10 protein-coding genes are annotated in these 12,971 nt (G+C 55.7%); all 10 read right to left on the bottom strand.

The window, feature by feature from the left end:
• Window positions 1–398: 398 nt before the first annotated feature.
• The 10 genes from ENN40_02370 to ENN40_02325 all read right to left on the bottom strand — a co-directional run bounded on the left by ENN40_02370 (window position 399) and on the right by ENN40_02325 (window position 12,412).
• Window positions 399–1,802, bottom strand: coding sequence for a PDZ domain-containing protein (locus ENN40_02370; GenBank protein HDP94186.1), 1,404 nt, complete (start codon window positions 1,800–1,802; stop codon window positions 399–401).
• 285 nt (window positions 1,803–2,087) lie between these two features.
• A complete protein-coding gene (locus tag ENN40_02365) occupies window positions 2,088–3,905 on the bottom strand; it encodes a KamA family radical SAM protein (GenBank protein ID HDP94185.1) in 1,818 nt (605 codons plus the stop codon).
• A 105-nt stretch (window positions 3,906–4,010) separates the two neighbouring features.
• Window positions 4,011–4,382, bottom strand: a complete 372-nt coding sequence (locus ENN40_02360) for a PqqD family protein (protein ID HDP94184.1) — start codon at window positions 4,380–4,382, stop codon at window positions 4,011–4,013.
• Window positions 4,383–4,488: 106 nt separating this feature from the next.
• Window positions 4,489–6,567: an oligopeptide transporter, OPT family gene (locus ENN40_02355; GenBank protein ID HDP94183.1), complete on the bottom strand. Its 2,079-nt coding sequence runs from the start codon at window positions 6,565–6,567 to the stop codon at window positions 4,489–4,491.
• 84 nt (window positions 6,568–6,651) lie between these two features.
• On the bottom strand, window positions 6,652–7,578 hold the full coding sequence (gene ftcD, locus ENN40_02350; protein ID HDP94182.1) for a glutamate formimidoyltransferase: 927 nt from the start codon (window positions 7,576–7,578) through the stop codon (window positions 6,652–6,654).
• Between the two features lie 13 nt (window positions 7,579–7,591).
• Entirely contained in the window at window positions 7,592–8,692 is a 1,101-nt protein-coding gene (locus ENN40_02345) for a sodium ion-translocating decarboxylase subunit beta (GenBank protein HDP94181.1), read from the bottom strand.
• Between the two features lie 590 nt (window positions 8,693–9,282).
• A complete protein-coding gene (locus ENN40_02340) occupies window positions 9,283–9,750 on the bottom strand; it encodes a biotin/lipoyl-binding protein (GenBank protein ID HDP94180.1) in 468 nt (155 codons plus the stop codon).
• Window positions 9,751–9,835: 85 nt separating this feature from the next.
• Window positions 9,836–10,108: a hypothetical protein gene (locus ENN40_02335; GenBank protein HDP94179.1), complete on the bottom strand. Its 273-nt coding sequence runs from the start codon at window positions 10,106–10,108 to the stop codon at window positions 9,836–9,838.
• Between the two features lie 24 nt (window positions 10,109–10,132).
• Window positions 10,133–11,683: an acyl-CoA carboxylase subunit beta gene (locus ENN40_02330; protein HDP94178.1), complete on the bottom strand. Its 1,551-nt coding sequence runs from the start codon at window positions 11,681–11,683 to the stop codon at window positions 10,133–10,135.
• A 318-nt stretch (window positions 11,684–12,001) separates the two neighbouring features.
• Window positions 12,002–12,412 (bottom strand): AraC family transcriptional regulator, encoded by a 411-nt coding sequence (locus ENN40_02325; protein ID HDP94177.1) that lies wholly within the window; start codon window positions 12,410–12,412, stop codon window positions 12,002–12,004.
• Window positions 12,413–12,971: the final 559 nt, after the last annotated feature.

The raw sequence follows: 12,971 nt of genomic DNA, 5'->3' as shown, positions 1-12,971 counted from the left end.
TATGCTTTATGCCCTGCGGCTACTCATCCTCACAACCGCTTACCAATTACCAATGTGTATTTACCCACACAAAACGTAATAGATCCAAAAGAAAAAAAGGTGGCAGGAGAAAGGAAGACAGGAGTAGTTAAACAAACCTGATCCCAGTTCTTTTGTCAATTGGATTTTTCATCACAGAACCGAAAAGATTCCTCATCACAAGTTATCCTGAGTTCTCATCACCAGTACCTAAAATTCCTCATCACAAGAACGAAGGTGGCATGGCAGGAAGCTTTTTCTGCTTTCTACGTTCTACCTTCTACGAGTTCTCCCGAGAACTCCTACAAGTTCTCCCGGGAAACCCCCTACAGCACTCCCAGGAGATCTTCCTGCAAGCACTCCCCAGGTCTTCTACGGTTCTACTTTTTACTGTCTTTCTTCAGGGCTTCGATGCGTTTGCGTACACGCTGGAGATCAGCAGTCAGGTTGCGGCGGTCCTCTTCAAGCTGCCGCTGCCTGGCTTTTAAGGATTTTTGCGTCTGCTGTTCCAGCTCCTTCAGCTCGGCCTGCATGCGCTCCAGGTTAACGGATTGGATTGTTTCCATATGGTTTTCCATCAAATCCGCCTGCCAGACCAGGCGTCGCAGCCGGCGCCGGAACGGTTCAAGGCTGCGGTGATGGACGGAAACCGCCATCTCGCGCATGCGTTTACGGAAGTCCCCGGGCAAAAGCGATCCATCCTTGCCGGCTCGCAACAGGAAACGCCGGAAAACGGGCAGGGTGTCGCTGAAATCATCAAACCCATCATGTTCCATTTCTGCCGCGGAAGCAGCGATCTCAGTTCGTTTTCGGGGGTCTTCCTCCAGGGTGAGCAGGATGCCTTTGCGCAAATTGTCCCGTTCAACGTCGAGGCGAAGCGTATCTCCAGGGGCAAGACCCCGCAGGGTACGCATCACGTCACCCACCGTGACCACTTCACGACCGTTGATGGCCAGGATATGATCGCGAATCAGCATCCCCGCACGTTCCGCCGGAGATCCGGGTTGCACACCGGTGATCCGCAGAGCGCGGTCTTTCCCGCCGGCAGTCAGGCGCAACCCCGCCCATGCCCGCGGTACGTGACCAAATCGTTTCAATTTGTCCGCCAATTCACCTAAGCGGACGACGGGGATCGCGTAACTGAGATCGCTGCTGTGAACCTTGCGCCCCAGAAAAGTCATGTCCCCGGATTCACTTTCCAAACGGATATCCGGTGTCGTGGCGTATCCGAATCGGCCGCGCATCACCGCCACCAATCGGCCGTCGGCGTTCAACACCGCCCCACCGGAAGATCCGGGAACAGCCGCGACGTTAAGAATGACGGCATCATGGGAAACACTGCTGACCACTCCCTGTTGCACTGCGGGGAAACGGTCGTAAAAAGCGCCGACCAGGGCGATCCAATCACCAACCTCCACACCTTTCGCCCTGGGTATGGGAGTCAACACGGATGATTCCAGTTGCAGCAGGGCCATTGAGGTTTTCGGGTCCCGGCCTTTGAGGCGGGCGGGGAAACGGCTGCCATCCGTGCGCACCACAACCAGGCGGGCGGCTGGATTGCGAACCAGTAAGGCACTTGTCAGCACCATGTCCGGTTCCAACGCGATCCCCGTTCCCACGTAGACTTTCCCCGCTTCGGCGACTACCTTAACAATCGCATTGGATACATTGTCCAATATGCGCTTGAGTTTCTCTGAAGATTCGGAGGCATTCTCGGGAAACGCCGCCGCCAGATTCCAGAAACTGCACAAGACCAGCAAAAGAATTAAAATCAGCCGTCTCATTGTCTACTCCCGGGTCATGCTTTGGACCCGATGCTTTCGGGATTAACACTTGTATAGATGCGGGATGGGCGTAGTTGGTTTCAAGAAAATGAGTTGGAAAGTTGGGAAGAAGGTGGCGGAAGGCAGGAGACAGGCAGTCTAAAGTTGAGAGTCGAAAGTGAAATCTCTAAAAAATTTTCTAACTTCTTCCCTTTTATGCCCGAAAGGGTACTTCAACTCTGATTATCCAAAATTCCGTATTTACATACTTACAAGCACCGTCCCCAGTTCAGCAACTTTTCAACTTTAATAGTAATACCAGATGGTTCTGTACTCGGACACGGGTTCGCCCAATTCTTCCAGGTTGCGCAGGTATGCGGCAATGGACACGTCGCGATAAACGTAGGAACGCGTGCGGCGGATATTGCGTTCCCAGGCATGAAACGCGTACACGCGGCGGCCTTCGGGCATGATTGAGATCAGTTCGTGATCCTGATTGGCCCGCACGTGGTTCTTTCCCAGGAACGGCACGTTGAACACCGGTTCGTCCGTGCGATAGATGCCTGGAAGCAAGCGCGCTTCCTCTTTGCGTTCCTGCAGCAGGCGGGCCAGGGGAACGGCGTAGTCCTCCATCTCGGATTTGCCTTTCATGTTGAATATGTAGTAGGGATCAACCCCGATGAGTCGCAAAGCCACGCGCAACGCCACGGATTCGAAGCGACGGGAGTTGGAAAAGGTAAACACCTGCTGGTTGTAAACCGCGATCCCCCGTTCCCGCAGACGGGTAACTGCATCCATTGTCTCGCGGCAGATCTCGTAAGGATGCTGGATATGGGTGACGAAGTAGATAATGCGGCGTCCGGGTTCGTGGTATGAAGCCAACAGGTCCGCGAATGAGTCGTCGAGCCGTTGCGGCAGGGTGACGGGGAAACGCGAGGCGATGCGGATGGTTTTGAGATGAGGAATGGCGGCCAAGCGGTCGAGCAGGGATTTCAACTTGGCGTTGGACATGATCAGGGGATCTCCGCCGGTGATCAACAGGTCCAGGATGTGGGGATGGGACTCCACCCACGCCACGGCGCAGTCCAGATCCTGCTGGGAGACCTCGGCGTTTTCCGCGAACGGACTGGTGATTTCCCAATTGCGCTGACAGTAAACGCAGATCTGCGGGCAGGTGTCGTAGGGCTTCAGAATGGCCACTTTCACGTAACGACGGGTGACATGAGCTTCGGGAGAGGTGTCGTGCTCACGCATGAAATCAAAGGCCATATCGCGGTCGGTCATGTGCGATAACACGGCATCAACGTAATTGGCCGGAGGAAAAACCTGCCGCCGTACCGCCAGATCACGTTTTCCGGCCTTTCGGTCCATCAGGTGCAGGTAATGCGGGGTTACGCCAAAGGGAATGCCGTTGTCGATCGCCGTGCCGATGGCATCAACTTGTTCAGGAGATATCTCCACCACTTCGCGCATGCGCTCCAGGCCATCGCGATTGCGAATCACATTGCGGTAATGCCATTGGGTGTTTCCCCAATCTTCATCACGGCCCCCGAAAGCCTCGAGAACACGCTTGCGGCTCTTTTCCCGGCGGGCTTCCACTTCCGGCAGGAGTCCGTGGGGATAACGGGCCATGATTTCATCCATGCGGTCTCCCATGCCATCGAGTAAATCTGAACGGCGGCGAGCGGCTTCACGGCCATGGAGGTTGTCGAAATCGGTCTCCTCCAAACCGCGGATCAAATCACCCGGATAGATTCCCGCCCCACCCTGCAGGGCACGGAAAAGATGCGTGAATTCCGTTATGAAGTCATCTTCGACGTCGGCATCACCCTCATAACCCGCTTTCCACAAGTGCTTCAGCGGCGAATTTCCCGTGATGCGTTCATTTCGCACCGAAAACATAGCCCTTAGAACCCTGCGGGCATCGCGGCGGACCAGGAAGTCCCAGTCGGGATATTTTTCCTGGGAATCCAGAATGGATGCGCGCACCTGGTCCAGATGCACCATCATACGCTTGCGGGCGGTTTCAAGCTGGTCACTGCCGTTGAGCATGGCATATATTTGCGGGGAACGATCCCAGAGTTCCTGCCATCTTGGATTTGGATTGTTTCTTTTTTGCGGCATATTTCTCTCCTGGATCCGATTCATTTGTTTCCCTTTCGATGGGGACACGACGGATATTTCGTCATCCAAATGTTATATTACATGAATCCAGGAGAAAAATCAAAATTATCCGACATTGCCCTTCTCATCGGGACGTGTAAAAGCCACGAAACGGCTGCCCGCCAGTTGCACAAAAAACATGTTTACGCGTTCGGAGGCATTCAGGAGTTCTTCCCCGAACTCCGTCTGCATGACTTCGGCGATCTCTTTGATACTACGCTTGCCGTCCGCCAGCTTCCAGGCCATTGTACCGAACCGGTCCAGGTGAATTCGGAAAAACTGGTTCTTTCCGGCTTTCTGCACCAGCCATTTCATAAAGCAATTGCGGAACTTTTCTTTGAGCAGAAATACACGCCCCTCTTGGTTTTCCTTCCAGTCCAGTGTCCGTTGCGGAATCCAATCGGGATTGATACCGGACGGTTTCCGTGGTGCTCGCATTTTTATAATCACGGCGTTTGCATGAACGGGCGCACCCGGCGCCGGGAAGACTCACTCCCCGACGCCGTGTATCGCTACTGATCTATTCGACCCGGTTAAACCGCAATCAGGAAACGCTTGGGGCGGCCGGTTCGTCGGGATCACCCGCGTTGTTGAGCGGCAGTTTCACCAGCAGGTATCCTAAAGCCACCATCACGATCACGCTCAAAAAGAAGGGTGACTCGCGCCACAACTTGGGCACCTGCCATTCCATGAAGGCAAAGAAAGCAAACAACAATCCCATCAACGCTTCCCCGGCAATCAGGCCGGCCGCCAGCAACACGCCGCGGTTGTCCACCCGGGATTTCTGGTTCTCGTTCAGTTTGCGCCGGGCGATCAGCATGTCCACCACCCAGCGGAAGATTCCACCCACGAAAATGGCGGCGACTGTGCCGAAAGAAAGGTACATGCCCACGCACACCAGCATGGGGCTCTTGACCTTGACCAGGATGAAACCGATGGCCATGACGATGCCCACGATAATCAGCGGCCAAACCATCTCACCGCCCACGATACCCTTGGACAACTGCGCCATGAGGCCCGCCTGGGGGGCGGCCAGTACGGCTCCGCCGAAACCGCCTTTGTACCCTTCCAGGGCCGCGGTTTTCAGGTCACCGGCATTGAGGATAAACAAGGGAATCCACATCACCAGCGCCGAGATAATCACGCCGATAAAGTCACCGACCTGCATTTTCCAGGGAGTGCCACCGAGCAGGTGTCCCACTTTCAGGTCCTGGAGCATTTCTCCCGCCACAGCGGCGGAAACGCATATGACTCCGGCCACGGCCAGCACGACGATGACACCGCTGGTGCCTTTGGCGCCGAGCAGCACCATCAGGATGGCGGCCACCACCAGGGTGGAGATGGTCAATCCCGAGATCGGGTTGTTGGAAGAGCCGATCAGGCCAACCAGGTACCCGGATACGGCGGCAAAAAAGAACCCGGCGATCATCATCACCAGCGCCGCCACCAGCGCGGGAACCAGGTTCTCCTGGGTAAACGACATGAACCACCAGTACACCACGAAGGTGACCACCGATATGGCCAACAGTCCCATAAATACGAACTTGATGTTGATGTCCTTGTCCGTGCGCTTGGTGGTTTCACCGGCGGTAGCCGCCTTGCGCACGTCATCGATGGAACGGCCGATGCCTGTCGCCAGGCTCTTGCGCATATTCCACAACGTGTAGGCCGCGCTCATGAGCATGCCGCCGATGGCAATGGGCTTGACGATGGAGGGGAAGATGATGCTGTCGGCGATAAAGTCCCAGGTCAGGACGATTTCATTACCCCCCAGCATGATCTTGCTGCCGATAAAGGGCGCGAATTGCGGCGCCAGCACCAGCAGCAGGATGGGTACGAACAAGCCCCAGGCCAACAATCCGCCGGCAAAGTTCAGCGCCGCCAGCTTCGGCCCGATAATGTAACCGACGCCCATGAAAGCCGGGCTCAGGGAGGGGGATTTCAAAAGGAAGCCGCCGCCGGTATTCACCCCCTTGAAAGAGAGGCCGTAATTGTTCAATCCGGTGGCGGGAATCATCTTGGCCGAGAACTCAACAAACTGCTGCCACAATCCCTTGAGAATGGCGAAGTTTTTGAAAAACTCGATGGCCCCGCCGATGCCCATGGCATAGAACAGGTACTTGGCGCCGGTGGCACCGCTGCGGCCGGCCTTGTGAATCTCGCTGGCGGCCAGGGATTCGGGGAAGGGTAGTTCGGGGTCTTCCACCATGACACGCCGCAACAAGGTGACAAACAGGATACCGGCGATACCGCCCACCAGCATGATCACCGTTGATTTCCAGTATCCGGCAAAGCTGCCGAAGAAATCATCCGACCACACGCCGGCGATCAGGAAGGCGGGCAGGGTAAAGATCGCGCCCGCGGCCACGGATTCACCAATCGAACCCACGGTTCGGGTCAGGTTTTCTTCCAGTATGTTGCTGTCGCGGAAAAGGCGCAGCAGGGCCATACCCAGCACCGCCGCGGGGTAGGTCGCGGCAATGGTCATACCGGCCTTCAACCCGAGATAGGCATTGGCCGCGCCCAGGACAACAGCCAGCACGAGGCCGATCAACAACGCCCGCAGGGTGAATTCTTTCAGGTTCTGATCTGCGGAAACATAGGGTTTGAAATCACTGCTCATCTAACTCTCCTCAGCGGAATTTTGCATGAAAAACATTATACGGGGGATCGTTTGCCGATGTCAATTCAGTCCGCCCCCGTCGTATCAGTCCATGAAATATACCTTTTCATTCAGGTGCGCCATGATGTTCTTTTCCACCACGCGATCCAGGGAAAATCCATTGATGTTCATGTAATACATGGCCGATTCCAGCAGCGCCCGCTCCGGGATCAATCCGATCATCTCGACCGACAACACGCCCGCCCCGAAACGCCGCGCTTCCAGGCGAACCAGTTCCAGCACCTTGTACATCGGGGTTTCGCGGTAATTGGCAATGGAAACGGTCAACTGCATTTTCTGCTCTTCCCGGGTGCGCCCCGCATTGGCGCGCACGTGGCGCAAACCGCCGTGGGTGAAGGCAACGGAGCGGACAATGGATTCCGCCACGCCCGGGTCGCGGGTATCGAGAAAGATCTTAAAGCTGACCAGGGGATAGCGGGCGCCGATAATGGTGGCGCCTGAATCCGGCTTGAATTCGTCAGGCCCGAAATCGGGCTTCCAGGCGGGATCTTTGAGGCGCGCTTCCAGGCCTTCATACTCGATATCTCGGATGTTTTCCACCAGCCGGCGGTTGGGAACACGGGCGGCTTCACCGTAAAGATAGACGGGAATGCGAAACGTTTCGGCAACCCGAGCGGCGAATTCCTCCGCCATTTCCACAGTATCCTGGATGGAAACGTCTTTCAGGGGAACAAAGGGGAACACGTCCACGGCCCCGATTCGGGGGTACTCGCCTTCGTGCCGCCGCATATCGATTTGTTTGAGCGACTCCTCGTACAGCAACATACCGGCTTCAAACAGGGCGGTCCGTGATCCGGTCAGGGCCAGTACCGTGCGGTTGCGGGTCTGGTCCATGGACACATCCAGCAGGATGATTCCATCCACGCCCTTCAACTTTTCCGTTAACCGCGAAATAAAAGCTTCGTCCCGGCCTTCACACACATTGGGTATGGCGGCTACGATTCGACTCATGTCTTTTCTCCTATCAGAATATTCCCAGGAAAACGCCCGCGGCAATGGCGGAGCCGATCACTCCGGCCACATTCGGCCCCATGGCATGTTGCAACAGGTAGTTGTTGGGGTCTTCTTCGCGCCCGACGTTGTGAACCACCCGCGCCGAGTCGGGTACGGCGGATACCCCGGCGGCGCCGATCAGGGGATTGATCTTGCGCTTGGACACCAGGTTCATGAGCTTGGCAAAAAGCAGGCCGCAGGCGGTGGCCACGCCGAATGAGATCACCCCCAGCCCAAAGATGAGGATGGACTTGTTGTTTAAAAACACCTCGGCGCTGGTGGATGCCCCCACCGCCAAACCCAGCAGGATGGTGGCGATATCGATCAGCGAATTGGATGCGGTTTTGGCCAGGCGTGTGGTTACGCCGGACTCCTTGAGCAGGTTGCCGAAAAAGAGCATGCCCAGCAGGGGAATGGCGCCAGGGGCCACCAGGGTGGTAACGATCACTCCCACCACGGGGAAAAGGATCTTCTCGCTCTTTTTGACCTTGCGCCCGGGTTGCATGCGGATCAAGCGCTCCTTTTTTGAGGTCAGCAGCTTCATGATGGGGGGCTGGATAATGGGTACCATAGCCATGTAGGAGTAGGCGGCGATGGCGATGGGCCCGATCAGGGAAGGCGCCAGTTTGGATGAAAGGAAGATGGCCGTTGGTCCATCGGCCCCGCCGATGATACCGATGGCGGCGGCGTTGGCCGGCGAGAAGCCGAGCTTCAGGGCGCCGATAAAGGTGATAAAAATGCCCGCCTGCGCCGCGGCCCCCAACAATACGGCACGGGGATTGGAAAGCAGGGCGGAAAAATCGGTCATGGCGCCGATTCCCAGAAAAATCAGGGGCGGAAACAGACCGGAGCGCACGCCGAAATAGATCAATCCCATCACGCTGTTGGTAGTGGTGTTGAATACGTATTGGTGGGTATGGGGGTCGATCATGTACACGGAAATGCTGTTGAACAACTGCAGGGGCAGGGGGATGTTGCCGATGAGGATGCCGAAACCGATGGGAACCAGCAGCAGGGGCTCATAATCCTTGGCCACGCCCAGGTAGATAAAAACCAGGCCGATCAACAGCATGACGGCGTTTTTCAGGGTCAGGTGCACGAAACCGGTGCCGCCGATCACCTGTTCGACGTAACCCTGGAATTTTCCCGAATCGGCATGGCGATAGTCCACGTTGGCCGCGGTGTTGGTCACCAATCCCACCGCGTAATCCTCTTCCACTCCCACAACCCGGAAAATTCCCGCCAGGGTGTTTCCGACGTAAATTTCCCCTTTCATGCCGGCGCGGGCGCCGCTTCCCTTGCCGCGATTCAGAATAAGGAAATAGAATTGGGACTCCTCCGGCGAGAACCGAACAGGAAGTCCCTCAAGCAGGGCCGTTTCCACCCGGGGCATGACTTCATCTCGATCCATTCCCTGTGAAAACAGGACCCGGGCGATGCTTTCCGCGTCATCCACGGCAATCACGCGATAAGAAGCAACCGTTTCACCGTCCCTGTCCAGCAAAGCGCCGCGATTTCCCGTCACCACCCCGTCTTCACTGCCGCGATACACCTTGATGTAGGTGTCCCGGTTGAACTCCACTTTCAAGTCTCGTTCGGCATACAGGCCCATGGAAGAAACCAGGATGAACACAATAACAAAGAAACGTTTCATTCCGGTCCTCACAGGGTGGTCATTGGCGGGCGGCTGATCTCAATCAGCACATCGCCTTCGGAAACACTGTCGCCCGTCTTGACATGGATGCGTTTCACCGTGCCGTCATAGGGGGCCGGGATCTGGTTTTCCATTTTCATGGCTTCCATGAGCAACAGGTTCTGCCCCGCTTTAACGGCATCGTTTTCTTTGACCATGATGTCGACGATCAATCCCGGCAACGGGGCCTGGACGGACTGGGAATCGCCGCCGCTTCTCGGGGCGGACGGCACCTCGCCCCGCTCGGGCTTGCGGATCTCCCGCGGCTGAGACACAGCTGCCGGGGCTGGTGTCATGGTCATGGGCTTGCGGCCCAATTCCCTCAGCTCAACCGTGTACTCTTGTCCATTGACCACCACCCGGGCCGTTTCGGTGGTGATTTCCAGGATCTCCGCCTCGAAATCCCTGCCGCTTATGGCCAGTTTGTATTTGCGCATCAGATTCAGCCTCCTCGGTATCCCGCGGGTCCATCAATGAATTGAGATCGGTCTCGAACCGCTCGCCCGCATATCGACAATGGCATCATTTTCGGAAAGTGAAACGCCCTTCCAGCAAAGGCAGGCTCAACCGGTACTCCACTTCCAGCAGTACGGCGATCACCGCTGCTGTTTCCGCATCCGCGGTCGGGGATATGACAACCTCTTTTTCCGTTGCCTTCACGGGCGTCCCGGGGGTTTTGAACCGCTGGATCATATTGGGAAAGAATGTGAACGAAGAAATCAGCAGGCTGGTCAGGATCAGGCCCGAAAAGACCACCCCGATTCCCAACCCCGTTATCACCAACGCTTCCGTCATGTTCACCGGTGTCTTCTCCCCCGCCTACAGCGGAATGTTGCCGTGCTTTTTATCGGGATTGACCTCCCGCTTGCCCGACAGCATCTTTAATGACTTGATCAGCTTGCGCCGGGTATTGGCGGGTACGATCACGTCATCGATATATCCCTTGCTCGCGGCGTTAAAAGGGTTGGCGAAATGGTCGCGGTAACTTTCCTTCAGCTCGGCGGTTTTTGCGGCCTTGTCCTCCGCTTCTTTTATCTGTCGGTTGTAGATGATCTCCACCGCGCCGTCGGGTCCCATGACCGCGATCTCGGCCGTGGGCCAGGCCAGGTTGACGTCGGCGCGCATGTGCTTGGAGTTCATCACGCAGTAAGCGCCCCCGTAGGCCTTGCGCACCACCACGGTGATCTTGGGCACCGTGGCTTCGGCGAAAGCAAACAGCAGTTTGGCGCCGTTCTTGATGATGCCGTTGTATTCCTGGGCCGTGCCGGGCATGAATCCGGGTACGTCTTCAAATACCACCAGGGGAATGTTGAAAGCGTCGCAGAAACGCACGAAACGGGCCGCCTTCATGGAAGAGTTGTTGTCCAGCACTCCCGCCAGAAAGGCCGGCTGGTTGGCCACCACGCCCACGGTGGCGCCATTGAGGCGGCCGAAACCGGTGATGATGTTTTTGGCGTATTCCGGCTGGAGTTCAAAGAAATCGCGGTCATCCAGCACTGCGTGAACGATCCCTTTCATGTCATAGGGCTTGTTTGGGTTTTCCGGCACCAGGTAGTTGAGCTGCTCATCCACGCGGTCGATGGGATCGCTGCAATCGATCACCGGCGGCAATTCGCGGTGGTTCTGGGGCAGGAATGAGAACAAGCGTTTGAGGTTTTCGAAAGCCGCGTCCTCGTCCGGGAACACGCAATGGGCGATGCCGCTGCGGGTGGAATGCACACCGGCCCCGCCCAGTTGGTCCACGGTCACGTCTTCCTGGGTCACCTGCTTGACCACCTTGGGACCGGTAAGGAACATGTAAGAGGTCTGGTCCACCATCATGACGAAGTCGGTAATGGCCGGGGAATAGACCGCGCCGCCGGCGCAGGGACCCAGGATCATGGAGATCTGAGGAATTACGCCCGAGTACAACACGTTGCGCAGAAAGATATCCGCGTATCCGGCCAGGGCGTCCACGCCTTCCTGGATACGGGCGCCGCCGGAATCGTTCAGTCCGATCAGGGGCGCGCCCATGCGCGCGGCCATCTCCATGATCTTGACGATCTTTTCCGCGTAAGCCTTGGAAAGGGAACCGCCGAACACGGTGAAATCCTGGGAAAAAATGTACACCAGTCGTCCCTGGATGGTGCCGTAACCCGTGATTACGCCGTCGCTCGAAGGGCGGGTCTTTTCCATGCCGAAATCGTGGCAGCGATGGGTGACAAAAAGGTCGAACTCTTCAAAACTGCCTTCATCAAGGATGTTATCGATGCGCTCGCGGGCCGTGTACTTGCCCTTGGCGTGCTGCTTCTCGATCTTTGCCTCGCCGCCGCCTATTTTGGCGGCTTCTTTCTGGTTGGCAAGGTCCAGCAACCTGCGTTCACTGCTCATGAATCCTCCCGGCGGATCAATTTCACAAACTAGCACACAACGACCATTGGGTCAATAAAAATTCCCATAATTTGCAAATAATTGCCGCAAAGTCAAAGACCTTCAGCCTAAAAATGGACAAGCGCCATAATCCCGCCATTTACCCTGGGCACCCTGAATTCGGTAAACTATGCGGAGACGGATTGAGTTTCACTGTATTTTTAATCAATTGTTTTTCGGAAAAAGGGGAACCCGGGGGGCGCTTACCGGTTTTCACCGCTCCGGGTGAAGCCCATCTGCCGCCGGTACTGAAACCGGGTAAAACGACAATCACCCATCTCACATTTTCGTGAGCGAGAACTGGTCATGAATTCGAATACCCCCTTCATCCCAATCCCACGTGTGCAGCTGTTGAAGATCACCCCAGCTGATTCCGAATTGATGCCGGACCAATGTCTCGAAATACTTGCGATCCCGGTACCCGGCGGCGACCATGGCCTCGTCCACTGATGCGACCTTACCGTAACGCAACATTCCCACGGCGCGGACGACCTTGATTTCCCGCAGAACGGTCACCAATGGACGGCCGTACTCCCGGGAAAAACGACGCGATAAGACGACGGGATGCATGCGCAGGACTTTCGCCAGGGAGCCGCAATTGCATTGACACAATTCATCGGGAGGACAATTCCACAAGTGGTTGACAATCATGGCCGCCAGCGAGGTGATCCGTCTATTATCGAGACTCATATACCAATGCCGCAACACAAATGCCAAATTTCGGAGAATGCCGATAAATGAGCATATTCGGTCTCCGGCTCTATAATTGAATAGCCTTTTGGGCCACGGATTGTATAAATATTTTACACAATGAGAGCCTGTTAAGTCAAAAAGCCTTTCTCCGTCAGGGTTTTCATGGGGAGACGTTTTTGTAATGGAATTTTACAATAGAGGTGCAGTTAAAGGATAAGGCCGATATTTGATAATAATCCATTGCGACCCGTGTAACTTTTTTTTACACCGGGAGGAATTCCGGGCCCCTTGAAACTACACCCGACGATAACCATCAAGCTCACCCGGACTTACTTAATTCGAACCGCATTTAAGGAGGATTTTTCAGAATCCAGGGATACCTGAACGTCGAGCGATGGACAAAACATCAAAATTTTGCGTGGGAGGGTAGCATTTGTCGGAAAAGGTAGAAATTTTTAACACCAGTTTACTTTTAACGAAAATATTTATTCTAATATATAGGCTGTTTCCGTCGGACAGATTTTTCCGTTTTAAAAAATGAAAAAAGTTATTCCGT

The sequence above is a fragment of the Candidatus Aminicenantes bacterium genome, assembly GCA_011049425.1.
Classification (GTDB): Bacteria; Acidobacteriota; Aminicenantia; order UBA2199; family UBA2199; genus UBA876.
Note: the sequence above shows the minus strand (reverse complement) of the source record. Positions and strands in the feature narration are given on the sequence as shown.

Bases quoted from the DNA above. Each gene is read 5' to 3' on its own strand.
- ENN40_02370 (HDP94186.1), bottom strand. From the start codon at position 1,802: ATGAGACGGCTGATTTTAATTCTTTTGCTGGTCTTGTGCAGTTTCTGG.
- ENN40_02365 (HDP94185.1), bottom strand. From the start codon at position 3,905: ATGCCGCAAAAAAGAAACAATCCAAATCCAAGATGGCAGGAACTCTGG.
- ENN40_02360 (HDP94184.1), bottom strand. From the start codon at position 4,382: ATGCGAGCACCACGGAAACCGTCCGGTATCAATCCCGATTGGATTCCG.
- ENN40_02355 (HDP94183.1), bottom strand. From the start codon at position 6,567: ATGAGCAGTGATTTCAAACCCTATGTTTCCGCAGATCAGAACCTGAAA.
- ftcD (HDP94182.1), bottom strand. From the start codon at position 7,578: ATGAGTCGAATCGTAGCCGCCATACCCAATGTGTGTGAAGGCCGGGAC.
- ENN40_02345 (HDP94181.1), bottom strand. From the start codon at position 8,692: ATGCTGTTGATCGGCCTGGTTTTTATCTACCTGGGCGTGGCCAAGGAT.
- ENN40_02340 (HDP94180.1), bottom strand. From the start codon at position 9,750: ATGCGCAAATACAAACTGGCCATAAGCGGCAGGGATTTCGAGGCGGAG.
- ENN40_02335 (HDP94179.1), bottom strand. From the start codon at position 10,108: ATGACGGAAGCGTTGGTGATAACGGGGTTGGGAATCGGGGTGGTCTTT.
- ENN40_02330 (HDP94178.1), bottom strand. From the start codon at position 11,683: ATGAGCAGTGAACGCAGGTTGCTGGACCTTGCCAACCAGAAAGAAGCC.
- ENN40_02325 (HDP94177.1), bottom strand. From the start codon at position 12,412: ATGAGTCTCGATAATAGACGGATCACCTCGCTGGCGGCCATGATTGTC.